Genomic DNA, 23375 nt, shown 5'->3' on the forward strand with positions numbered 1-23375 from the left:
CCCACAGCCCCACGAACCCGGAGGACCCACAGCCCCCTGACCAGCCCAAACCAGGCGTCCCCCATCGAACAGGACCCCCGACGCACACGCTACGACAAGGGTCCGACATTCCCCGGAACCCGACCCAGCCAGACGCCAACCCCCCGAACCACCCCCAAACACACCCGAACGCGCCACCGCACCACCAGAACCTTCCGCCAATTGCCCTATTGAGGGATTGTTCAACAATCCTCTACCGTGTGAGCCACAGCACAAACCCGTCCCCGGCTCACCGCTGCGAGGTGCCCATGAGCACGACACCCGTCACCCGAACAAACCCAGAGGGCTGGTTCCGATCACTCGGCCAGCGCGGCAAGCGCGCCTTCATCGGCGCCTTCGGCGGCTACGGCCTCGACTCCTACGACTACTGGATCCTGCCGCTGAGCCTGGTGGCGATCACGTCGTTCTTCGGCATCTCGAAGGGTCAGGCCGGGTTGCTCAACACGGCCACGCTGGTCCTCTCCGCCCTCGGCGGCGCGGTGGCAGGCGTGCTGGCCGACCGGATCGGCCGGGTGAGGACCCTGTTGATCACGGTCATCACCTACGCGGTGTTCACGGTGCTCTGCGGGTTCGCGACGAGCTACGAGATGCTGCTGGTGTTCCGCGGTCTCCAGGGCCTCGGGTTCGGTGGCGAGTGGGCGGCGGGGGCGATCCTCGTGGCCGAGTACTCGAAGCCGGAGTACCGCGGCCGGGCGGTGGCGTTCATCCAGAGCGCGTGGGCCGTCGGGTGGGGGCTCGCGGTGGTCGTCTACACGCTCGTGTTCTCGTTCGTCAGCGCGGACACGGCGTGGCGCGTCATGTTCTGGACCGGCGCGCTGCCCGCGGTGCTGATCCTCTACATCCGCCGCACGGTGCAGGACGCGCCGGGAACCGTCGAGCAGCGCGAGAGGAGCACCCGGAACTTCTCCGCGATCTTCACGGGCGGTCTCGGTCGGACCACGTTCTTCGCCGCACTGCTGGCGACCGGCGTCCAGGGCGGCTACTACACGCTGGCCACGTGGCTGCCGACGTTCCTGAAGACCGAGCGCGGGCTGACGGTCATCAACTCCACGGGCTACTACGCCTTCCTGATCTCCGGCGCGTTCATCGGCTACGTCTGCGGCGGCTTCATCACGGACCGCCTGGGACGCAAGAGGACCTTCGCGCTCTTCGCCGTCGCGTCCGCGATCCTGATCATGCTCTACACGCAGATCCCGACGGGCGCGAACACGGCCGTGCTGTTCCTCGGCTTCCCGCTGGGCTTCTGCGCCTCGGCCATCTTCAGCGGCTTCGGGTCGTTCCTCGCGGAGCTGTACCCGACGGACGTGCGCGGCACCGGCCAGGGCTTCACCTACAACTTCGGCCGCGCGGTCGGCGCGCTGTTCCCGGCGGGCGTCGGGTTCATGGCCGAGACGATGGGCGTGGGCGGCGCGATGATCTTCGGGGCCGCGGCGTACGGGATCGCGGTCGTGGCGCTGCTCGGCCTGCCGGAGACCCTGGGACGGGAGCTGACGTGACACCGGACGAGGTGCGGGCCCGCGCGAGCGGGCCCACCGCGGGACTGGCGGCGGGGTTCGCGCAGGCGAACCTGATCGCCGTCCCGGCGGACTGGGCGTACGACGTCCTGCTGTTCACCCAGCGCAACCCCAAGCCGTGCCCGGTGCTGGACGTGACGGACGCGGGCGGCCACCGCACCGTCCTGGCGCCGGACGCCGACCTGCGCACCGCGATCCCCCGCTACCGCGTCTGGCGGGACGGGGTGCTGACCGGCGAACCCACCGACGCGACGCCGTTCTGGCGCGACGACCTGGTGTCGTTCCTCATCGGGTGCAGCTTCACGTTCGAGGGCGCGCTCGTCGAGGCGGGCGTCCCGCTGCGGCACGTCGACCAGGACCGCAACGTGTCGATGTTCGTGACGAACCGCGAGTGCCGCGCGGCGGGCCGGGTGCACGGGCCGATGGTCGTGTCGATGCGGTGGATCCCGGCGGACCTGGTGGATACCGCCGCACGGGTGAGCGGACTGATGCCCGCCGTGCACGGGTCGCCGGTGCACGCGGGCGACCCGGCGGCACTGGGCATCGCCGACCCGTCCACACCGGACTTCGGCGACGCCGTGGTCCCCGAGGACGGCGACGTGCCCGTCTTCTGGGCCTGCGGAGTGACGCCGCAGGCCGCGCTGATGGCGTCGAAGCCGCCGTTCGCGATCACCCACGCCCCCGGCCACATGTTCGTGACCGACGTCCCGGACTCGACCTACCGCGTGGGCTGAGCGACCGTTTTGTCCTGGTACAGCACCGAAAATCCCCCTTGGACGACCGGTACCGGATGGTCCGACGGCCTGCCTGAGACGAATAAGGCAAGAAGGTTGCCTAATAGCGATCCAGTGGTCTACCGTGACCGCCATCACCCCCGGTCCCTGCCGGGTAGCTCACGGAAGACCTGAGACACCAGCCGCCGCAGCCGTGTGTCCCATCCCCTGTTTCGCGGAGGTTCTCGTGTTCATCTCAGGCAGGCTCCTGCGCCTGGCCGCGGTCACGACGATGTCGATCGCGCTCGTCTCCACGGCCACCAGCACGGCGGCACCGGCGAAACCGCTGACGGCGGACGGCGTCAGCGCCGCCGCGGTCGACCTGACCGACGCGGCGAAGAAGGAGATCGCGATGAAGCTGGTCTCCAGCGCCGAGAACTCCTCGCTGGACTGGAAGGCGCAGTACAGCTACATCGAGGACATCGACGACGGCCGCGGCTACACGGCCGGGATCATCGGGTTCTGCTCCGGAACGCACGACATGCTCGAACTCGTGACCGAGTACACCAAGCGGTCGCCGAACAACGTCCTGAAGAAGTACCTGCCCGCGCTGCGGAACGTGGACGGGTCGGACTCGCACGCCGGGCTGGACCCGAACTACACCAAGGACTGGAAGACCGCCGCGAAGGACCAGGTCTTCAAGGACTCGCAGAACTACGAGCGGGACCGCGTGTACTTCAACCCGGCCGTGAACCAGGGCAAGTCGGACGGCGTCCGGACGTTGGGGCAGTTCATCTACTACGACGCGATCGTGATGCACGGCGACGGCGACGACAGCACGAGCTTCCGCAACATCCGCAAGCGCGCGCTGAGCAAGGCCAAGCCGCCGGCGCAGGGCGGGAACGAAACGACGTGGCTGCACGCGTTCCTGGACGCTCGGGTGTGGGCCATGAAGCAGGAGGAGGCGCACTCGGACACCTCGCGGGTCGACACGGCCCAGCGGGTGTTCCTGAAGGCCGGGAACCTCGACCTCACCACCCCGTTGAAGTGGAAGGTGTACGGCGAGAGCTTCTCGATCAACTCCTGATCCCGGCGACGGACGAGCCCTCCCCGACTTCGGCCGGGGAGGGCTCTTTCCGTCCCGTGTAGACCGATCCGGCCCTGAGAACCGTTGCCGGTAAACATGTTGTGCTCACAGCGTTCTCATGGAAGGAAGGTTGCCCAACTCTGTGGAACGGGGTTACGGTGGCCGCCGCACGATCCGCCGCCGTGTCCCGTCCCCTGCTCCACGGAGGTGTGCGTGATGAGATCAGGCAGGTTCCTGCGCGTCGCCGCGGTCGTCGCCGCGTCGGTGGCGCTGGTGTCGGCGGGTACCGCGACGTCGTCCGCGTGGCCCGCGGCCGTCGGCGGTGTTCGCGCGCAGGCCGTCGATCTGGACGACCCCGCGAAGAAGGACATCGCGATGCGGCTCGTGTCCAGCGCGGAGAACTCGTCACTGGACTGGAGGGCCCAGTACGGGTACATCGAGGACATCGGTGACGGCCGCGGGTACACCGGCGGGATCATCGGGTTCTGCTCGGGGACGCACGACATGCTCGAACTGGTCGAGGAGTACACGGACCGGGCGCCGGGGAACGTGCTGGCGAAGTACCTCCCCGCGTTGAGGGCCGTCGACGGGTCGGACTCGCACGAGGGACTGGATCCGGGGTTCACCGGGGACTGGCGTGCCGCCGCCGGGGACCCGGTGTTCCAGGCCGCGCAGGACGACGAGCGCGACCGGGTGCACTTCGGGCCCGCCGTGGCGCGGGGTCGGGATGACGGGGTGCGGACGCTCGGGCAGTTCATCTACTACGACGCCATCGTGATGCACGGTGGGGGCGATGACGCCACGAGCTTCGGGGGGATCCGGGAGCGTGCCCTCGGGGTGGCTCGGCCGCCGTCGCAGGGCGGGGACGAGGGTGCCTGGCTGCACGCGTTCCTGGACGCACGGGTGTGGGCGATGCGGCAGGAGGAGGCGCACTCGGACACCTCGCGGGTGGACACGGCCCAGAGGGTGTTCCTGGATGCCGGGAACTTCGGGCTGGAGACGCCGTTGGAGTGGGCGGTGTACGGGGATGGTTATCGGATCGGGTGAGGGGGGTCTCGCCTCGACTTCGTCATCGGATGGGAGACCCCGCGCCCCCGCTCGCGTCATCGTCTCGATCGTTGATCGTGCTTGTCAAGGCGGGAAAGATGCCTTGACATGCACGATCAACGACGAGGGCGCTTCGGATCGGGGGTGCGGGAGGGGAGTGCGCTGGATCAGGTGGGTGGTCACGTTGTGCGGGCGCGTTCGGTTGGTGGCCAGCGCCGGGTGAGGGGCCGACCCCGGTTGAGTGCGTGAGTCCGGGTGGATGGGCGGAGCAGGTTGGGCGGGCCCGTCGAACGTGCGCGTTCAGTCGGGCTCGTCCAGTGGCAGGTGAGTCCAGCGGTCCCGGTGAGTCCAGCGGTCCCAGGGGTCAAGAGACCAGGGCCGGGGAGCCCAGAGGCCAGGTCCCAGAAGCCTGGGTGCTCAGCCCAGGCGGCGGCCCAGGTCGTCCAAGCCGTTCCACGCCGCCAGGCAGCCGTAGGCCAGTGCTGTTGCCATGGGCCAGGCGACCACGCCCCACCAGGTTTCCAGGATCGGTGCGGTCATGATGGTGTCGCCGATGGTGAGCTGGCCGGTGACGGCGTAGCGGTCGCCCGCCATGCCCGTGCCGGTCTTCTGGCCCAGGTAGGCCGCTAGGGCCGAGCCCGCCACCGCCGCCAGCATGACCACCGGGCCGCGGCGTTCGCGGAGCAGCCAGACCGCTATGCCGGTCAGCAGGCCCGCTCCCAGGCCGAGCATGACGAACACCATCAGCGCGTCTAGGGCGTGGTAGCTCTCGCCGCCCACCGGGATGAGCTTGCCGCCGTCCTGCACGACCTTGTTCTGGCCCGGCGCCAGCCTGGCCCACAGCCAGCCCAGCGGCAGGGCCAGGACGGAGAGTGCGCCCGCCAGGCAGAAGGACGGCAGGAGGTCGCGCTTGACGACCACCCGCGGCCTCCTCGGGTGGAAGTCGAGCACCCACTGCGGCAGCACTGGTGGGATGCGGGCCGGGACAGCCCTGTCGTCCACCGGTTGTTCCGCCACCCGCGACCTCCTCGTGCACCCAGAAGCTTGGGGCGAGGTTACCGCGCTGACGTGATCTCGCCGTGACGACTGCACCTGGCCGTCCACCCCGCCGGGGTGACCTGGACGACCATCCGGCGGGCGCACTCGGCGCAGTAGCGCGGCGGGTCGATCACGGTGAGGCGCTTCGCGCACACCTCGTGGTCGCCCTCCGCGCTCTTCCCGCAGTACGAGCAGTACGCCACGTCGACCGTCACAGGGTCTGGCTGAGCGCCTTGATGGGCATGCTCAGCTCGTCCAGCATCTCCAGGTCCTGCACGGCCGGGCGGCCCAGGTTGGTCAGGTAGTTGCCGACGATGATCGCGTTGATGCCGCCGAGCATGCCCTGCTTGGCGCCGAGGTCGCCGAACGTCAGCTCGCGACCGCCCGCGAACCGCAGGATCGTCCTGGGCAGGGCGAGCCGGAACGCCGCCACGGCGCGCAGGGCGTCCGCACCCTCCACGACCGGGTAGTTCTCGTACGGGGTGCCGGGGTTCGGGATGAGGAAGTTCAGCGGGACCTCGTCGGGCTCCAGCGACGCGAGCTGGACGGCGAACTCGGCGCGCTGGGCGAGGGTCTCGCCCATGCCGATGATGCCGCCGCAGCAGACCTCCATGCCCGCGTCGCGGATCATCCGGAGGGTGTCCCAGCGCTCCTCCCACGAGTGGGTGGTGACGACGTTCGGGAAGTGCGACCGCGCGGTTTCGAGGTTGTGGTTGTAGCGGTGGACGCCCATCGCCACGAGCTCGTCGACCTGCTCCTGGGTGAGCATCCCGAGCGAGCAGGCGATCTGGATGTCGTTGCCGTCGTCGCGGATGGCCTTGATGCCGTCGCGGACCTGCGAGAGCAGGCGCTTGTCCGGGCCGCGGACCGCGGCGACGATGCAGAACTCGGTCGCGCCCGTGTCCGCCGTCTGGCGCGCGGCCTTGACCAGGCCGGGGATGTCGAGCCACGCCGAGCGCACGGGCGACGGGAACTGGCCGGACTGGGAGCAGAAGTGGCAGTCCTCGGGGCAGCCGCCGGTCTTGAGGGACACGATGCCCTCGACCTCGACCTCGGGGCCGCACCAGCGCATCCGCACGTCGTGGGCCAGCGCGAGCAGGTCGGAGATGCGGTCGTCGGGGAGTTCGAGGACTTCCAGCACCTGTGCTTCGGTCAGCCCGACACCGCGCTCCAGGACCTGTTCACGGGCCACGTCCACGACGTCGGTGCTGCGGTCGACCTGCTCGGGTGCTGCGGTCACGACTTCTCCTTCGGCAGACGGGCGTTCGAGCAAGTGTGCCGCACGGCACGCATCGCGTCCGCGCGACGAACGTCACCCCCTACACGTAGTGCGAGGCGAACGCCTCCGGGTCGAACGTGCCGCCGAACCACGGCGACAGCGCGCCGCGCGCGACGTCCAGGAAATCGGCCGGGTGCAGGCTGGTCACGCCGTTGGGCAGCACGCCGAGCAGGGGGCCGCCCGCGGCTTCCGGCAGGTCGGTGAGGTTGCTGCGGGCCGCGAGGTCGGGTGCGGCGGGCCAGCGGCCGACCACGACGCCGAGCGACTCCAGGCCGCGGTGCAGGATCGCCTCGGCGGTCAGGGCGGTGGTGTTCAGCGTGCCCAGACCGGCCGCCGCGACGACGAGCACGGGGGCGTTGAGCGCCCACGCCGCGTCGGCGATGGTCGTGCCCTTCTCGTCGAACCGCACCAGCAGCCCGCCCGCGCCCTCGACCAGCACGAGGTCGTGGGTCGCGTCCAGCTCGGTCACGGCGGCGGCGATCTCCGACGGCGACACGGTGGGTCTGCCGGCGCGTCTGGCGGCCGTCACGGGGGCCAGCGGGTCGGGGTACCTGATCAGTTCACGGGTGGTGACGGGGCCCGCGAGGCGGACGACCTCGTCGACGTCGCCGGGTTCACCGGGCAGCAGACCGGTCTGCGCGGGCTTGAGCACGGCGACCCGACGGCCGTCGGCGGAGGCGACCGCGGCCAGCGCGGCCGTCACGGCCGTCTTGCCGACCTCGGTACCCGTACCGGTGATCACGAGGACGCTCACGGGGGAACACCCTACGGCGACGCGGACGGCCCGACCGGTCGGCGGGTGCTCCCCCTCCCAGCCATGCCCGGATCGTTATCCCGCTTCCGCCGCGGCGACGACGGCGGCGCAGATGGCGGACACGTCGTCGTCCGTGCAGACGAACGGCGGCATCGTGTAGACGAGGTCGCGGAACGGCCGCAGCCACACGCCGTGCTCGACCGCGGCGGCGGTCGCGGCGACCATGTCCACCTCGTGGTCGAGCTGCACGACCCCGATGGCCCCGAGCACCCGCACGTCGCCCGGCGCGTTCGCGAGACCCGCCACCAGGCCCGCCTCGATCCGCCGCACCTCGGCCCGCCAGTCCTGCGACAGCAGCAGGTCGATCGACGCCGACGCCACGGCCGACGCCAGCGGGTTGCCCATGAACGTCGGCCCGTGGGCCAGGACCGGCACCTCGCCCCGGCTGATGCCGTCCGCGACCCGCTCGGTGCACAGCGCGGCGGCCATCGTCAGGTAACCGCCGGTCATGGCCTTGCCGACGCACATCACGTCGGGGCTGACGTTCGCGTGGTCGGCGGCGAACAGCTCGCCGGTGCGGCCGAAGCCGGTGGCGATCTCGTCGAACACCAGCAGCACGTCGTGGGCCAGCGTCAGCTCGCGCAGCACGTGCAGGTAGCGCGGGTCGTGGAAGCGCATCCCGCCCGCGCCCTGCACGACCGGCTCCACGACCACCGCGGCCAGCTCGTCGGCGTGCTCCTCGATCAGGTCCGCGAGGTGCTGCACGTACGCGGTGTCCATCTCGGCGGGCGGCGCGTCGGCGAACACCTGCTCGGGCAGCACCCCCCGCCACAGCGAGTGCATCCCGCCCTCCGGGTCGCACACGGACATCGGCTGGAACGTGTCGCCGTGGTAGCCGCCGCGCCAGGTGAGCAGCCGCCGCTTGGCGGGCTTCCCCCTGGAGCGCCAGTACTGGAGGCACATCTTCACCGCGACCTCGACCGACACCGACCCCGAGTCGCACAGGAACACGTGCTGGAGCGGCTCGGGGGTGATGTCGACGAGCGTGGCCGCGAGGCGCACGGCGGGCTCGTGCGTGAGCCCGCCGAACATCACGTGGCTCATCCGGTCGAGCTGCCCGCGCACCGCCTCGTCCAGGACGGGGTGCCGGTAGCCGTGGATGGCCGCCCACCAGGACGACATGCCGTCCACCAGCTCCCGGCCGTCGTCCAGCCGGAGCCGGACACCCCTGGCGGACTCGACGACGAGCGGCTCGCGGGTGCCCGGCATCGGGCCGTACGGGTGCCAGACGTGGGCCTGGTCCAGTTTCAGCAGCTCATCGTGGTCCACGAGCCGACAGGCTAATCGGGAACCGCTCCAAGCCGTGCAGCAGCGTGCTGTCCTTCCACCGCAGCGCCCGTCCCGGTTCGCCCGCGAGGTCGACGTCGAACCGGTCCAGCAGCGACCCGATGGCGATGGCGCCCTCCAACCGCGCGAGCGGGGCGCCCAGGCAGAAGTGGACGCCGTGCCCGAAGGCGACGTGACCACCGGTCGCGCGGGTGATGTCCAGCTTCTCCGGCTCGGGGAACTTCTCCGGGTCGCGGTTGGCGCTGAGCAGCGACACCAGCACGAGTTCGCCCGCCGGAATCGTCACGCCACCCAGCTCGGCCTCCTCGGCGGTGTAGCGGAACGTCGCCAGGTTGATCGGCCCGTCGATGCGCAGGAACTCCTCGACCGCGTTGGTCAGCAACGACCGGTCGGAGCGCAGCAGGGCGAGCTGGTCCGGGTTGCGCAGCAGCCCCAGCACCCCGTTGCCGATCAGGTTGACCGTGGTCTCGTGGCCCGCGACCAGCAGCAGGAACGCCATCGAGATCAGCTCGGCCTCGTTGAGCCGGTCGTCGTCCTCGCTGGCGTGGATCAGCGCCGAGAAGATGTCGTCGCCGGGGTTCTCCCGCTTGGCCTGGATCAGCCCGGCCAGGAACGCGTACATCGACGCGGCGGCCTGGTTGATCTCCTCCTGCGTCGAGTCGGTGAGCAGCGTCCCCGACCAGATCCGGAAGTCGTCGCGCTGGTCCAGCGGCACGTCCAGCAGCTCGCAGATCACCGTGATCGGCAGCGGGAACGCCAGCGCGTCCAGCAGGTCGACCTCGGGCTTGCCCGCCATCGCGTCCAGCAGCTCGTCGGTGATCTCCTGGATGCGCGGCCGCAGGGCCTCCATGCGCCGCGCCGTGAACGCCTTGTTGACCAGCTTGCGCAGCCGCGTGTGGTCCGGCGGGTCCATGTTCAGCATGTGCGAGGCGAACGACTGGTCGAAGTCGCGCCGCGGCACGCCGGGCTGGAGGTGCCTGGCGAACAGGTCGTCCGCCGCGGCGAAGTTCTTGCTGAAGCGCGGGTCGGACAGCGCGATCCGCGCCTCCTCGTGCCGCGTCACCACCCACACCTTCAGGCCGCGCGGCAGCACCAGCTCGGACACCGGACCCGTCCGGCGCAGCCGCTCGTGCACCGCGTGCGGGTCCTGCTGGTACTCGCCCCCGAGTCGCTCAAGACCGGCCTCGGTCGTGTGCATGACACCCCTCCCGTGGTGAGTTAACTGTGTTAACTGAACGTCCGGGCATCCGTCCGTGTCCCGTGAACCCGACCTTGTCACTCGAATGGCGCAGCCACTTCCGACAAACCCGACCAAGCACCACCCGAGGTGTCCCGGAACCCCGGCACCTCACGCCCGGCCACCACCTGCTCCTCCTCCGCGCGGGGAGGCCGTCCCGCGCCCGGGGTGGCGGCCACACGACGATCACCCCGGACGGGTAGCGTTCGAAGCGTGGTATCGCCTGATCCCGTTGACGCCCGCCTCCTCGCCGTGATCGCGGAGATGGGCCGTGCGGCCGTGCACGAGGTAGCCGCGAGACTGGGCATGGACCCCCGCGAGGCCGCGTCGAGGTTGATCACCCTGTCGGGCAGCGGCCTGCCCCTGCTGGTCGGCGTCGAGTGCGACCCCAACGGCATCCGCCAGGCCCTGTCCAACAGCATGGTGTGGGGCTCCTACAGCGGTCCCCCGGCAGGCCCCAGGCCGTACCCGCCGTACCAGTCGCCCCCCAGCGTCCCGTTCCCGGCGCAGCAGGCCCCACCGCAGCAAACGTGGGGCCCGCCCCAGTCGGCGGGCTGGGCGAGGGGTGACCAGCAACCGGTGTTCGGCGGCTCGAAGGGGGCGACGGGCCAGCGCACCGGCAAGATCGGCACCTCGCTGGAGACGGAGGGCCTGGAAGGCGCCACCTTCTCCATCCAGCTGATCGAGGTGGTGGACCCGGCGGACTTCCTCTTCACCGCGGCGGGCTACAAGCTCGCGGACGGCGAACGCGCCGTGGTGGTGCACACGGAACTGACGAACACCGGCACCATCCCGTTCAACTCACTGCCGGACATGTACCTGGTGCTGATGGCCCGCACCGGAGAACCGGTGGCGAAGGCCCCCGTGTCCCTCTCGTCCCGCCCACCGCACAAGATCGGCGTGCAGCCGGGCGAGACAGCGGGCGGGCACACCGTCTACGTGCTGCCGGAGGACACCGCGATCACGGCGGTCCGCTGGAGCGCCAGACCGGAGATCGACCTCAACACCCTCGTCTGGACGATCGACGACTGACGAGCGGACCGCGAGCGAAACCGGCACGCGCCGCGGCCCCCGCCCACGACGAGCGGCCGCCGAGCCCCTACCCCTCGGCCCGCAGCAGCTCCAGGGCGTCGGCCAGGTCGGCCGGGTACTCGGACGTGAAGGACACCCACTGGCCGTCGGCGGGGTGGTGGAACCCCAGCGTCCGGGCGTGCAGCCACTGCCGGGTGATCTTCAACCGCTTGGCCAACGTCGGATCGGCCCCGTACGTCAGGTCCCCCACGCACGGGTGGTGCAGCGCCGAGAAGTGCACCCGGATCTGGTGCGTGCGCCCGGTCTCCAGGTGCACGTCCAGCAGCGACGCGGCCCGGAAGGCCTCCACGACCTCGTAGTGCGTGATGCTGGGCCGTCCGTTGGCCATCACGGCGAACTTGTAGTCGTGCTTGGGGTGCCGGTCGATCGGCGCGTCGATCGTCCCCTTGATCGGGTCCGGGTGCCCCTGCACCAGCGCGTGGTACAGCTTGTCGACCGTCCGCTCCTTGAACGCGTGCTTCAACGCCGAGTAGGCGTTCTCGGACTTCGCCACCACCATCACCCCGGTGGTGCCGACGTCGAGGCGGTGCACGACGCCCTGGCGCTCGGCGGCACCGGAGGTTGCCACGTGGATCCCCGCGCCTGCCAGGCCGCCGACCACCGTGGGTCCGGTCCAACCGGGACTCGGGTGGACGGCCACCCCCACCGGCTTGTCCACCACGATGATGTCGTCGTCCTGGTACAGCACGACGAGGCCCTCGACCGGCACGGCCTGGATCGACACCGGCCGAGGCGGCTCGGGCAGCGTCACCTCCAGCGTCGCCCCGGCGACCAGCCGATCCGACTTCCCGGCGGCCTGCCCGTCCAGCACCACGTCGCCGGACTCGGTCAACGCCGCGACCGCCGTCCGCGACAGCCCGAGCAACTTCGCCAACCCGGCGTCGACGCGCATCCCGTCGAGACCGTCCGGCACGGGCAGGGTGCGATACCCGCTCATCCTTTGTCCTTCTTCACGGCACGAGTGCCGTCGTAGTCGCGCTGGAGCAGCGCCATCGTCACGATGAGCACCCCGCCAACGCAGATCGCCGAGTCGGCGACGTTGAACACCGGCCACACCCGGCCGTAGGGGTCGAACAGGGACAGGAAGTCCACCACGTGCCCGCGCAGCGGCCCAGGGGCCCGGAAGATCCGGTCGCCCAGGTTGCCCAGCGCGCCGCCCAGCACCATCCCGAGCCCGAGGGCCCACGGGCCGGACCGCAGCTTGCGCGCGATCCACACGATGAACCCGACCACGCCGAGCGAGATCAGGGCCAGGACGGCCGTCCAGCCCTCGGCGAGGCCGAACGCGGCGCCGCCGTTGCGGATCAGCGGCAGGTACAGCGCGCCGCCCAGCAGCGAGACCGGCTCACGGCCCTCCAGGAGGGCCACCGCGACGATCTTGCTGACCACGTCGACGACGAGCACCACCACGGCCGCCGAGGCGAGCAGCGCCAGGCGCCGCCGGGGCAGCGCGGCAGGCGTCACGTCGACGTCGGGTTGGGTGGACACGCACCCATTGTCCCAGTCGCCGCTCAGGACAGGAACGGCGGGAGCGGACGCGGGTCGTTTTCCGGCTCCCAGCGCCCGTCGCGCTGGACGTAGCTCCACTTCGGCCCCTCCGACACGAGGGTGCGCAGGGCCGCGACCAGCCGGTCCACGTGGTCGACCGTGCTGCCGAGCCCCAGCGACGCCCGCAGCGCGCGGTGCTCGTGCGCCCCGACCCCGTCCAGCAGCCTGGTCACGGCGACGTGGGCGCAGAACGCCCCGTCCCGGACCCCGATGCCGTGCTCGGCGGACAGCGCGGCGGCGAGGTAGCCGGCGTCGTGGCCGCTGATCGTGAAGCTGACGACCCCGACGCGGTCGTGCTCGGCCCCGAACAGGCTCAGCTCGCTCAGGCCGGGGATGGTGGCCAGCCCGGCGCGGAGGCGGGCGAGCAGCACCCGCTCGTGCTCGACGGTCTGCTCCCAGTGGCGCCCGAGCACGTCGCAGGCGACGGCCAGCGCGTGCACGCCGACCACGTTCGGCGACCCGGCCTCGTGCCGCTCGGGCACGGCGGACCAGGCCACGCCGAGCCGGTCGCCGTGGTCGGTGACCAGCTTCGTGGCGCCACCGCCGACGAGGTACGGCTCGGCGGCCTGCAACCAGTCGGACCGGCCGACGAGCACGCCGGAGCCGAAGGGCGCGTAGACCTTGTGGCCGGAGAACACGGCGTAGTCCACGTCCAGCGCCCGCACGTCCACCGGGCGGTGCGGGGCGAGCTGCGCGGCGTCCAGGGCGATCCGCGCGCCGTGCCCGCGGGCGACCTTCGCGAGTTCGGCGACGGGCCACACCTCGCCCGTCACGTTCGACGCGCCGGTCACCACGACCAGCCTCGGTCCGACGGGGCAGGACGCGAGTTCCCGGTCCAGCACGGCGACGGCGGCCTCGGCGGAGGACGGGGTGGCGATCCGGCGGACGTTCGGGCCGCGCCACGGCAGCAGCGCCGCGTGGTGCTCGGCGTCGAACAGCACGACCGACGTGTGCCGGGGAAGGCTGCGCGCCAACAGGTTCAGCGCGTCGGTGGTGTTGCGGGTGAAGACGACGGCCTCGGTGGGGCGGGCGTTCACGAAGCGGCGCACGGAATCCCGCGCCTGCTCGTAGACCCGCGTCGACACCTGGGAGGCGAACCCGGCGCCGCGGTGCACGCTGGCGTACCAGGGCAGCAGCTCGTCGACCGCGTCCCGCACCTGCTCCAGGCAGGGCGCGCTGGCGGCGTGGTCGAGGTTGGCGTGCTCCACGCGCTCCCCGGTCACGAGCGGCACGCGCAGCGACGAGCCGACGACTCCGGGAACGGCGGGAGCGGTGCTGCGGGGGATGGCGATGGTCATGGTGACTGCCCTTCGGGTCCAGGACCCCGGCGAGGGCCCGCGCTTGCCCGGACGCGCTGCGCGCCGGACCAGGTCCTCACCGTGGGCACCCCACCGCGGAGGAGGGTTGCCGGCCAGCTAGCACGGGCTTCGCGCTGGCACTCATGACCTTTCGTGGACGACGCTAGCCGACGGGCACGCCGTCCGTCGAGCCCCGCTCAGATGCTGGGAAACGCCGGGCGCCCGCCGTCCTCGCCCTTCCAGCGGGCGTACCGGCCCGCCCTGTCGATCGACCGCAGCCGCTTCTCGGTCGCCTCCCGAGCCGCCTCGGTCGACACCACGAGCATCTGGTCCTCCACCTGGAGCCTGGTGGTCGGCTGGGGTGTGAAACCCTTGCCACCGCGGGAGATCAGGCTCACCACGGCCCCCTGCGGCAACCGCAGTTCCGACAGGTACACGCCGTGCAGCTTCGACCCCTGCTGGATGCGCACCTGGAGCAGCTCCGCCCCCAGCTCGTCCAGCGGCGCGGCGTCCACGTGCACCTCGTGCGCCTCACCCGTCCGCACCAGCCCGAGCAGCTTCGCCAGCGCGGGCAGCGTGCTGCCCTGCAGCAGGGTCAGCACCACGACGAGCACGAAGACCGCGTCCACCAGTTCCTGCGACCCCGGCACGCCCTGGATCACCGGGATGAGCGCGAACACGATCGGCACCGCCCCGCGCAGCCCGGACCAGGCGACGAACACCTGCTCCCGCCACGGCACCTTGAACGGGATCGCGGCCAGCGCCACCGACAGCGGTCTGGCCAGCAGCACCAGCACCGCCCCGGCGACCAGCGCGGGCACCAGCGCGTCCAGCACCCGCCCCGGCGAGGCGAACAGGCCGAGCAGCACGAAGAGGCCGATCTGCGCCAGCCAGCCGAGGCCCTCGGCGAACGACAGCGTGTCCGACCGGTGGGGCAGCCGGGAGTTCCCCAGCACCAGCGCGGCGATGTACACGGCGAGGAAACCGGACGCGTGCGCCAGGTCGCCCGCCGTGTAGGCGAGCACGCACACCGCGACGGTCGCCAACGGGTACAGGCCGGTGGCGGGCAGGGCGGCCCGGCGCAGCGCGGCGGCACCCATCCAGCCCAGCGCCACCCCGATCAGCCCGCCCACGACGAGTTCGTAGACGAGCAGCAGCGGGGCGGTCCACGTGATCGGGTCGGGCGAGGCGAGCAGCACGACGGCGATGTACACGGGCGCGTCGTTGATGCCGGACTCCAGTTCCAGCGCACCGGTCAGGCGTTTGCCGACACCCACCGCGCGCAGCACGCTGAACACGGCCGCCGCGTCGGTGGACGACAGCACCGCGCCCCACAGCAGCGCGATCCGCCAGTCCAGGCCGAGCAGGTGGTGCAGCGCCGCGCCGGTGACGGCGACGCTCACGCCGACGCCCACAGTGGACAGTGCGATCCCCAGTCCCAGGGCGGGTTTCACCGCCGACCACCGCGTGGTGAGGCCACCTTCGGCGAGGATGAGGACCAGCGCGACGGTGCCGAGCGACCGGGTCAGGTCGGCGTCCTCGAAGTCGATCCCGAGCACGCTCTCGCCCAGCACCACACCGATGCCGAGGTACAGCAGCAGCGACGGCAGGCCGAGTTTCGTCGACAACCTCACCGCGATCACCGAGACGAGGAGGACCGCCGCGCCTATGCCGAGGATGGCCGTGATTCCCAACGCGACCTCCCTGACGTGCTCGACGGTGACGCCATTGTTCCCCGTCACCACTGAATTGGACTAATCAGACAGCGGATCTTCCCGTGCTCCAGTGCTCAGGGTCACGGCCGATCCGGACACGAAGGCGTGAATCAGCCGAACGTACCTAGCGGCACGCGTCCGGGGCGGTGCAGGTTGGCCAGAGGGCCGCGCGCCACCCCCTGTCCGGTGCCGACCCGTTCCACCCACACCCCTGCATGGAGTTGAGAACGTGAAGCTGCGAACAACCCCAGGCCGGTCGATCCCGGCCCTGATGATCACCAGCGTGCTGATCGGCACCGGGTCCGCCACCGCGGCCCCCGCGCCCGCCGCACTGGCCGCGCCGAACATCTCGGTGGCCGCCGTCCAGGCCGACCTGAACCAGTTGCAGAGCATCGCGACCGCCAACGGCGGCAACCGCGCCCACGGACGGCCGGGCTTCAAGGCGTCCATCGACTGGGTCAGGGGCAAGCTGGACGCGGCGGGCTTCACCACCCAGGTGCAGACGTTCACCCGCAACGGCGCGACGGGCTACAACCTGATCGCGGACATGCCCGGTGGCGACCTGAACAACGTCCTGATGGTCGGCGGCCACCTCGACAGCGTCACCGCGGGTCCCGGCATCAACGACAACGGCACCGGCTCGGCGTCGATCCTGGAGGTCGCGCTGGCCGCGAGGGCGAGCGGGGCCGCGTTCACCAGGCACCTGCGCTTCGGCTGGTGGGGCGCGGAGGAACTGGGCCTCGTCGGCTCGACCTTCTACGTGAACTCGTTGTCCGCCGCCGAGAGGTCGCGGATCAAGACCTACCTGAACTTCGACATGACCGGTTCCCCGAACCCCGGCTACTTCGTCTACTCGGGCGCCAGTCAGCCCTCGGGCTCCGTCGCCGTGCAGCAGACGCTGGTCGCCTACTTCACCTCGATCGGCGTGCAGCCCGAGCTGACGGAGGTCGGCGGGCGCTCCGACCACGCGGCGTTCGCGCGGGCGGGCATCGCCACCGGGGGCACGTTCTCCGGTGCCGAGGTCGTCAAGACCGCGGCGCAGGCCGCCAAGTGGGGCGGCACGTCCGGGGTCGCGTTCGACCGCTGCTACCACCGCTCGTGCGACACCACGGCGAACGTCAACGCGACGTCGCTCGACCGGAACGCCGACGCCATCGCGCACGCCGTGTGGACGCTGGCCGCCTAGCGGTTCGGTGAGCCGTTCCACCGCGCCCGCCGGGGCGGGGTCGATCTCCACGACCCCGTCCCGGCCCGGTCGCCCCACCACCGGCACGTCCTGCTCGCGCACCCCGAAAGCCCTGGCCAGAGCCTTGCGCACGACCTCGTTCGCCTGTGCCCTCCGCAGCCGGTGCCGCGACCGGCGCGGCGTCGGCCCACCACCTCGCGCCGGGCGCCCGGCCCCACCCCGATGCCGAGCCGGAGACGCTCAGCCGTGCGCGCTCAGCGCGACGAGCGTGTCGTCGAGCAGCGTCAGGCTCCCGCTCACGACGTGCGGCGCCGTGGCGCGCAGCTGCGCCTGCCCGAGGTACACCGAGTACGCCAGCAGGGCCCGGCGGCAGCTCGCCTCCGCGGTGAAGCCGAGCGAGGAGAACAGGGCCTCCAGGTAGCGCAGGCGCCCGTCGGTGACCCGCTTGAGGATCGGCGCGACGATCGGGTCGTCCGCGGCGGCCAGCAGGGCCGCCTCGACCGCGCGGCCCCCGCCGCACTCGTCCAGCACGCGGCCGAAGATCAGCCTCAGCCTGGCGAGCGGGTCGTTCTCGCCGTTGACGAGCTGCCGCATCTCCGCGAGGTGCTCGCGCTCCCAGCGCTCGACCGTCGCCAGCAGCAGCGCGTCGCGGTTGGGGAAGTGCCAGTACGCGCTGCCCTTCGTGGCACCGACGCGGGCGGCCAGCGGTTCGACCGCGACGGCGGCCAGACCTCCCTCGGCCAGCGCCTGAAGCGCCGCACGGGTCCAGTCGTCCCGTGTCCGTCGTCTCCGCTCGGCCACGAGTCCATACGCTACCGTATGGTCGGCTCCGCACGGTGCCGTTCGGATGGTGGTGGACGTTGATCGAGACCCCTGACACCCCGTGGGAAGACCTGACCGGGATCGACCGGCACGCGGCGTGCCTCCAGGCCGCGCGCGGGGGCGACCGCAAGGCGCTCGACGCCCTCGTGGCCGACCTGACCCCGTTGATCTGGCACGTCGCCAGGGGCAACGGCCTCGACCGGCAGGCCGCGGAGGACGTCGCGCAGAACGTGTGGCTCGGCTTCCTGCGCCACCTGCACCGGATGCGGGAACCCCGCGCCCTCGTCGGGTGGCTCGTCGTGGCGGCCCGCCGCGAAGCCCGGCGCACGTGGCCCGAGTCGAAGCGCGTCACCACCGGGGAGACCGAGGAGGTGCCGTCGAACTTCGGCCTCCCCGAGGTCGAGGCGCTGCGCGACGAGCGCGACCGCACCCTGTGGGCCGCCTTCGCCCGCCTCCCCCGCCGCTGCCAGGAACTGCTCCGCCTCACCGTGCTGGAGGGGCGGGCGCAGTACGAGGCCGTGTCCCAGGCCCTCGTGATGCCGCGCGGCAGCATCGGCCCCACGCGGGGCCGGTGCCTGAAGAACCTGCGGGCGGAGCTGGAGCGGGGCTGACGCCCCGGAACGCCGAAGAGGGCGCCCGCCAGGCGGACGCCCTCCCCACGACGCTCGGGATCAGCTCCGGGTGACGTGCACCCGGACCTTCACGCCGTCGCCGACGACACCGTCGGACCCCTCGGCGACCTCACCGTGGACGACCACGTCCGCCAGCACCTCGCCCGCGAGGAACGCCTCGTGCGTGCGGACCGCACCGACGACCGACTCCGGCACCTGGAGGGTCAGCGCGATCCGGTCGGACACGTCCAGGTCGGCGTCCTTGCGGGCCTGCTGGACCACGCGCACCAGGTCGCGCGCCACGCCCTCGTCGGCCAGCTCGGGGCTGACGACGGTGTCGAGCACGACCAGGCCACCGCCACCCGGCAGCGCGGCCGTGGCGGCCGGGTCGGTGGCGACGAGCCGCTGCTCGTACTCCTCCGGGAAGAGTTCGATGCCCGCGGCGACGATCGCGCCGGACTCCGTCGTCGTCCAGTCCCCCGCCTTCACGGCCTTGATCACCGTCTGCACGTCGCGCCCGATCCGGGGACCGGCCGCGCGGGCGTTGACCGCGAGCTGGAAGTGGCCGTGCGCGTCGACGTCCGTGGTCAGCTCGACCGCCTTGACGTTGACCTCGTCGCGCAGGATCTCCGAGAACGGCTCCAGCGACGCGACCTCGTCGGCGGCGATGACGAGCTTCGCCAGCGGCAGGCGGACGCGCAGCTTGGCCGCCTTGCGCAGCGACAGCGCCGTCGACGCCACCTGGCGCACGCGGTCCATCGCCGTGACGAGCGCGGCGTCGGCGGGCAGGTCGGCGGCGACCGGGAAGTCGGCCAGGTGCACCGAACGGCCACCGGTCAGCCCCCGCCACACGACCTCGGTCGTCAGCGGCAGCAGCGGCGCGGCGACCCGGCTCACGACCTCCAGCACGGTGTGCAGGGTGTCGATCGCGTCGGCGTCACCGGACCAGAAGCGGTCGCGCGACCGGCGCACGTACCAGTTGGTCAGCACCTCCAGGAACTCGCGGATCTGCGCGCACGACCCGGAGATGTCGTACACGTCCATCGCGGCCTGCACGTCCCGCACCAGGTCGTGCGTCTTCGCGAGCACGTACCGGTCCAGCACGTTCTGCGAGTCGGTGCGCGAGGTGCCCTCGCGGCCCGCGGCGTTGGAGTACAGCGCCAGGAAGTACCAGGAGTTCCACAGCGGCAGCACGGCCTGGCGGACGGCGTCGCGGATGCCCCGCTCGGTCACCACCAGGTCGCCGCCCCGGAGGATCGGCGAGGACATCAGGAACCAGCGCATGGCGTCCGAGCCGTCGCGGTCGAACACCTCGTTGACGTCCGGGTAGTTCTTGCGCGACTTGGACATCTTCTGGCCGTCGTCGCCCAGCACGATGCCGTGCGCCAGCACGTTGGTGAACGCGGGCCGGTCGAACAGCGCCGTGGCCAGCACGTGCATCGTGTAGAACCAGCCGCGCGTCTGGCCGTTGTACTCGACGATGAAGTCACCGGGGAAGTGGTCGTCGAACCACTGCGCGTTCTCGAACGGGTAGTGCACCTGGGCGAACGACATGGACCCGGACTCGAACCAGCAGTCCAGCACCTCGGGGACGCGGCGCATGGTCGACTTCCCCGTCGGGTCGTCCGGGTTGGGACGGGTCAGCAGGTCGACGTGCGGGCGGTGCAGGTCGGTCGGGCGCGTGCCGAAGTCGCGCTCCAGCTCGTCCAGCGAGCCGTACACGTCGACGCGCGGGTGCTCGGGGTTGTCCGACACCCACACGGGCAGCGGCGAGCCCCAGAACCGGTTGCGCGAGATGTTCCAGTCGCGCGCGTTCTCCAGCCACTTGCCGAACTGGCCGTCCTTGATGTGCTCGGGCACCCAGTTGATCTGCTGGTTGACCTCGACCATGCGGTCCTTGAACTGCGACACGGCGACGAACCACGCCGAGACGGCCCGCTGGATCAGCGGGTTGTCGCAGCGCCAGCAGTGCGGGTACGGGTGGTCGTAGGTCTCGTGGCGCAGCAGCAGACCGGCGGCCTTGAGGTCGCGGATGATCGTCTTGTTCGCCTCGAACACGTGCACGCCCTGGTACGGCGGCACCTCGGCGGTGAACTCGCCGTTGGGGCCGACCGGGACGACGACCTCGATGCCCGCGGCGTCCGTGACGACCTTGTCGTCCTCACCGAACGCGGGGGCGATGTGCACGATGCCCGTGCCGTCCTCGGTCGTGACGTAGTCCGCCGCGAGGACCTGGTGGGCGTTCTCGCGGCCGACGAAGAAGTCGAACGGCGGCGTGTACCTCCGACCGACGAGGTCGGCGCCCTTGACCCGCGCGACGACCGGCGGCTCCTCGCCCAGCTCGCGGGCGTACGCGGGCACGCGGGCCTCGGCGAGCAGGTAGCGCTCGCCGTTCGCCTCGACGGTCACGTAGTCGACGTCCGGGTGCACCGCGGCGGCCAGGTTGCTCGGCAGCGTCCACGGCGTCGTCGTCCAGACCAGCGCCAGCTCACCGGTCTCCAGGCGCAGGCCGACCGTGACGGCCGGGTCCTGCCGGTCGCGGTAGACGTCGTCCATCTTGGTCTCGGTGTTGGACAGCGGCGTCTCGCAGCGCCAGCAGTACCAGAGCACCCGGAAGCCCTCGTAGACCAGGCCCTTGTCGTAGAGCGACTTGAAGGCCCACATGACGGACTCCATGTAGTCCAGGTCGAGGGTCGTGTAGTCGTTGTCGAAGTCGACCCAGCGGGACTGCCGGGTCACGTAGTCGCGCCACTGGTCGGCGTACTGGAGCACGGACGTGCGGCAGGCGTCGTTGAACTTCTCGATGCCCATCGCCTCGATCTCGCTCTTGTGCGAGATGCCGAGCTGCTTCTCCGCCTCGACCTCGGCGGGCAGGCCGTGCGTGTCCCAGCCGAAGCGGCGCTCGACGTGCTTGCCGCGCATGGTCTGGTAGCGCGGGACGACGTCCTTCACGTACCCGGTCAGCAGGTGGCCGTAGTGCGGGAGGCCGTTCGCGAAAGGGGGGCCGTCGTAGAAGACGAACTCGTTCGCGCCGTTGTCGCCCGCCGGGCGGGCCTCGACACTGGCCTGGAAGGTGCCGTCGGCCTTCCAGTACGCGAGCACGTCCTGCTCGACCTGGGGGAAGGACGGCTGGGAGGGGACTGCGCCCTCGCCCGCCTTGGGGTACGCCATCGTGCTGCTCCTCGCGCGTCGATCCGGCTCACGGGGACGACACGCCTGTTCGGCGCACCGCGGTACCACCCCGCTTGCCGACGCTCGCGCGACGGCCACTCTGTGACGGCTGTGACGGGCCGATCCCGTCCGGTTCTACTGAGGCCCTCGCGGGCCCGTTCTTCCGGAGGCTCCCCGGTGATGGCCGGATCGACGCCTGTTCTCGTCCAAGCCTAACGCCCGCGGGCAAGCGACTTGTTCCGGGCCGCTCGGAGTGGTCGTCCGACCACGCGGGGGCGGGGCACCGCACAACCCACGACCAACCACACGATCGAGTGAACCGTTCCGCGGTGCGGCTCGTGTTCCGGGTGTCGAGGGTGGCGAGCGGCTCGGAACCGGGCCGCGTGGGAACGGGCCTGGACCGGACCTCGGCGAGGGGTGGGGGTCGGGTCCGGGCCCGGCACGCGGGAGGAGGTGGCTCCGGTGACGTCAGGACCGCGCATCGGAGCGGTGGGCCTCGGCGAGGGTGTTGTCCGGGCGGCAGACGGCGCACGGGGTGAAGCCGAGCTGGCGGGCCTCGTTGACGGGCAGCCCCAGGGAGGGGCGCCGGTCCAGCCAGGCGCACGCGGCGAGGTGGTACCGGGGGCGCTCGTCGAGCACGCGGACCTCGGCCGTGAGATCGGTGACGATCAGCAGGTCGGCCGCGTCGGTGTCTTCCTCGACGGGCTCGGTGCCCTGATCGGGCGAAACGGGGGTGTCAGTTGGCACCCGGTCCAGGTGTCCTTGATCATCAGCGCTAATCTTCTGATCAAGGGACACCGGAGCGGCAGCCATCGGGGCGACCGCGGCCTCGTACCTCGACCGGCGGCGGAGCCACCAGTCGAGCACCAGGACGCACGCGGCCGCTCCGCTCGCTCCCACGGACAACCACGCCCAGACGTGCTCGGACGTGGTCAGCGCGGGAACGAGCAACCCGAGGGCTGCCAGCACCAGCAGCAGAACTATGTACAGCACGTTCCGCACCTTAGTTCAGCGCGGCACGACCGTTGTGGATCAGCCCGCCTCGGCGCGCGCACCGAACGAGTAGCCCTGCTGGCCACCTGCCCGACCGTCGGACGGCGCGGCGGGGCCGCGGTCCTGGAGGTCGCGCAGAGAGGACTCCAGCATGGTCTTGAGCCTCGTGCGGTACTCGCGCTCGAACGTCTGCAACTTGTCGATCTGCTTCTCCAGCGCGTTCTTCTCCGACGTGATGTTGCCCATCACCTCGGCGTGCTTGCGCTGCGCGTCCCGGTCGAGCGCACTGGCCTTCTCACGGGCCTGCCGCTCGAGCGTCTCCGACCGCGTGCGGGCGTCGTTCAGCATGGTCTCGGCACGCGTGCGCGCCTCGTTCACCATGGTGTCCGCCTTGGCCCGCGCCTCGGACAGCAACTGCTCGGACTTGGTCCGGGCCTCCGACAGCATGCCGTCGGCTTCGGCCTTCGCCTCACCGGTCAGCCTGTCGGCCATCTCCTGGGCCAGTCCGAGGACCTTGGCGGCCTGGACGTGGTGGTCACCACCGCCGCCGGGAGAGGTCTGCTCCATGACCGAGGGCGGTGGCACCGGCGCGAGACGCCGGGGCTCCTCCACGACACGGCTGGGGCCGACGGGACCGGCCGAGACCTTGGCGCGGGCGTCATCGAGGTCGGCACGCGCGGTCTCGACCTGCTGGTCGAGCTGTTCGACCTGCTGGCGCAGCTCGTTGTTCTCCTCGATCAGGCGGGCGAGCTCGCCCTCAACCAGGTCGAGGAACGCGTCCACCTCGTCCTCGTTGTAGCCCCGCTTGCCAATCGGTGGCTTGCTGAATGCAACATTGTGCACGTCAGCGGGGGTCAACGGCATCAGATCACCTCACGCACTCC

The 23375-nt window shown here is 71.2% G+C and carries 21 protein-coding genes and 1 riboswitch; of the genes, 7 read left to right on the forward strand and 14 right to left on the reverse strand.

The features are described 5' to 3' along the window. The first annotated feature begins 287 nt into the window (after positions 1-287). From VFZ92_RS17305 to VFZ92_RS17320, 4 genes are all read left to right on the forward strand, one after another. A complete protein-coding gene (locus VFZ92_RS17305) occupies positions 288-1535 on the forward strand; it encodes an MFS transporter (protein ID WP_330876972.1) in 1248 nt (415 codons plus the stop codon). Next, positions 1532-2287 carry a putative hydro-lyase gene (locus tag VFZ92_RS17310; protein WP_330876973.1) on the forward strand — a complete coding sequence of 252 codons (756 nt, stop codon included), beginning with the start codon at positions 1532-1534 and terminating at the stop codon, positions 2285-2287. Before VFZ92_RS17305 ends, VFZ92_RS17310 begins: the two co-directional genes overlap by 4 nt. 271 nt (positions 2288-2558) lie before the next feature. After that, positions 2559-3353, forward strand: coding sequence for a chitosanase (locus tag VFZ92_RS17315; protein ID WP_330877063.1), 795 nt, complete (start codon positions 2559-2561; stop codon positions 3351-3353). A 213-nt stretch (positions 3354-3566) separates the two neighbouring features. Next, on the forward strand, positions 3567-4400 hold the full coding sequence (locus VFZ92_RS17320) for a chitosanase (RefSeq protein WP_414719918.1): 834 nt from the start codon (positions 3567-3569) through the stop codon (positions 4398-4400). Between the two features lie 417 nt (positions 4401-4817). Here VFZ92_RS17320 and VFZ92_RS17325 read toward each other — a convergent pair whose 3' ends face one another. The 6 genes from VFZ92_RS17325 to VFZ92_RS17350 all read right to left on the reverse strand — a co-directional run bounded on the left by VFZ92_RS17325 (position 4818) and on the right by VFZ92_RS17350 (position 10016). Then, the gene (locus tag VFZ92_RS17325) at positions 4818-5417 is read right to left on the reverse strand and encodes a DUF2567 domain-containing protein (RefSeq protein ID WP_330876975.1); all 600 of its coding nucleotides are present in this window, start codon (positions 5415-5417) and stop codon (positions 4818-4820) included. Positions 5418-5455: 38 nt separating this feature from the next. Beyond that, positions 5456-5653: a hypothetical protein gene (locus VFZ92_RS17330; RefSeq protein WP_330876976.1), complete on the reverse strand. Its 198-nt coding sequence runs from the start codon at positions 5651-5653 to the stop codon at positions 5456-5458. Then, the gene (gene bioB, locus VFZ92_RS17335) at positions 5650-6678 is read right to left on the reverse strand and encodes a biotin synthase BioB (protein WP_259623820.1); all 1029 of its coding nucleotides are present in this window, start codon (positions 6676-6678) and stop codon (positions 5650-5652) included. The genes VFZ92_RS17330 and bioB overlap by 4 nt, the downstream gene beginning before the upstream one ends. Before the next feature lie 79 nt (positions 6679-6757). Then, positions 6758-7471 carry a dethiobiotin synthase gene (gene bioD, locus VFZ92_RS17340; protein ID WP_330876977.1) on the reverse strand — a complete coding sequence of 238 codons (714 nt, stop codon included), beginning with the start codon at positions 7469-7471 and terminating at the stop codon, positions 6758-6760. 75 nt (positions 7472-7546) lie between these two features. After that, positions 7547-8800, reverse strand: coding sequence for an adenosylmethionine--8-amino-7-oxononanoate transaminase (locus VFZ92_RS17345; RefSeq protein WP_330876978.1), 1254 nt, complete (start codon positions 8798-8800; stop codon positions 7547-7549). After that, entirely contained in the window at positions 8787-10016 is a 1230-nt protein-coding gene (locus VFZ92_RS17350) for a cytochrome P450 (protein ID WP_330876979.1), read from the reverse strand. Before VFZ92_RS17350 ends, VFZ92_RS17345 begins: the two co-directional genes overlap by 14 nt. 252 nt (positions 10017-10268) lie before the next feature. Here VFZ92_RS17350 and VFZ92_RS17355 point away from each other — a divergent pair, with 252 nt between their 5' ends. Then, positions 10269-11087, forward strand: a complete 819-nt coding sequence (locus VFZ92_RS17355; protein WP_330876980.1) for an AsnC family protein — start codon at positions 10269-10271, stop codon at positions 11085-11087. 67 nt (positions 11088-11154) lie between these two features. Here the strand turns inward: VFZ92_RS17355 and VFZ92_RS17360 are convergent, their stop codons facing one another. The 4 genes from VFZ92_RS17360 to VFZ92_RS17375 form a co-directional block, all read right to left on the reverse strand. Beyond that, a complete protein-coding gene (locus tag VFZ92_RS17360; RefSeq protein ID WP_330876981.1) occupies positions 11155-12084 on the reverse strand; it encodes an RluA family pseudouridine synthase in 930 nt (309 codons plus the stop codon). Continuing rightward, entirely contained in the window at positions 12081-12635 is a 555-nt protein-coding gene (lspA, locus tag VFZ92_RS17365) for a signal peptidase II (protein ID WP_330876982.1), read from the reverse strand. Before lspA ends, VFZ92_RS17360 begins: the two co-directional genes overlap by 4 nt. 23 nt (positions 12636-12658) lie before the next feature. Beyond that, positions 12659-13993 (reverse strand): aminotransferase class V-fold PLP-dependent enzyme, encoded by a 1335-nt coding sequence (locus VFZ92_RS17370; RefSeq protein ID WP_330876983.1) that lies wholly within the window; start codon positions 13991-13993, stop codon positions 12659-12661. A gap of 34 nt (positions 13994-14027) precedes the next feature. After that, a riboswitch (SAM riboswitch) is annotated at positions 14028-14142 on the reverse strand. A 48-nt stretch (positions 14143-14190) separates the two neighbouring features. Then, positions 14191-15681 carry a potassium/proton antiporter gene (locus tag VFZ92_RS17375; protein ID WP_414719924.1) on the reverse strand — a complete coding sequence of 497 codons (1491 nt, stop codon included), beginning with the start codon at positions 15679-15681 and terminating at the stop codon, positions 14191-14193. Positions 15682-15937: 256 nt separating this feature from the next. On the opposite strand from VFZ92_RS17375, the gene VFZ92_RS17380 reads away from it, so the two are divergent. Next, positions 15938-16894, forward strand: coding sequence for a M28 family metallopeptidase (locus tag VFZ92_RS17380; protein WP_330876984.1), 957 nt, complete (start codon positions 15938-15940; stop codon positions 16892-16894). A gap of 240 nt (positions 16895-17134) precedes the next feature. On the opposite strand, the gene VFZ92_RS17385 is transcribed toward VFZ92_RS17380, so the two are convergent. After that, positions 17135-17695, reverse strand: coding sequence for a TetR/AcrR family transcriptional regulator (locus VFZ92_RS17385; protein WP_330876985.1), 561 nt, complete (start codon positions 17693-17695; stop codon positions 17135-17137). Between the two features lie 59 nt (positions 17696-17754). On the opposite strand from VFZ92_RS17385, the gene VFZ92_RS17390 reads away from it, so the two are divergent. Beyond that, entirely contained in the window at positions 17755-18327 is a 573-nt protein-coding gene (locus VFZ92_RS17390; protein ID WP_414719919.1) for an RNA polymerase sigma factor, read from the forward strand. A gap of 60 nt (positions 18328-18387) precedes the next feature. Here the strand turns inward: VFZ92_RS17390 and ileS are convergent, their stop codons facing one another. The 3 genes from ileS to VFZ92_RS17405 all read right to left on the reverse strand — a co-directional run bounded on the left by ileS (position 18388) and on the right by VFZ92_RS17405 (position 23355). Then, positions 18388-21498 carry an isoleucine--tRNA ligase gene (ileS, locus tag VFZ92_RS17395; protein WP_330876986.1) on the reverse strand — a complete coding sequence of 1037 codons (3111 nt, stop codon included), beginning with the start codon at positions 21496-21498 and terminating at the stop codon, positions 18388-18390. 468 nt (positions 21499-21966) lie between these two features. Continuing rightward, entirely contained in the window at positions 21967-22491 is a 525-nt protein-coding gene (locus VFZ92_RS17400) for a hypothetical protein (RefSeq protein ID WP_330876987.1), read from the reverse strand. Between the two features lie 39 nt (positions 22492-22530). Next, positions 22531-23355: a DivIVA domain-containing protein gene (locus tag VFZ92_RS17405; protein ID WP_259623835.1), complete on the reverse strand. Its 825-nt coding sequence runs from the start codon at positions 23353-23355 to the stop codon at positions 22531-22533. Positions 23356-23375 lie beyond the last annotated feature (20 nt).

It is taken from the genome of Umezawaea sp. (assembly GCF_036375055.1).
In the GTDB taxonomy this organism is placed as follows: Bacteria; Actinomycetota; Actinomycetes; order Mycobacteriales; family Pseudonocardiaceae; genus Umezawaea.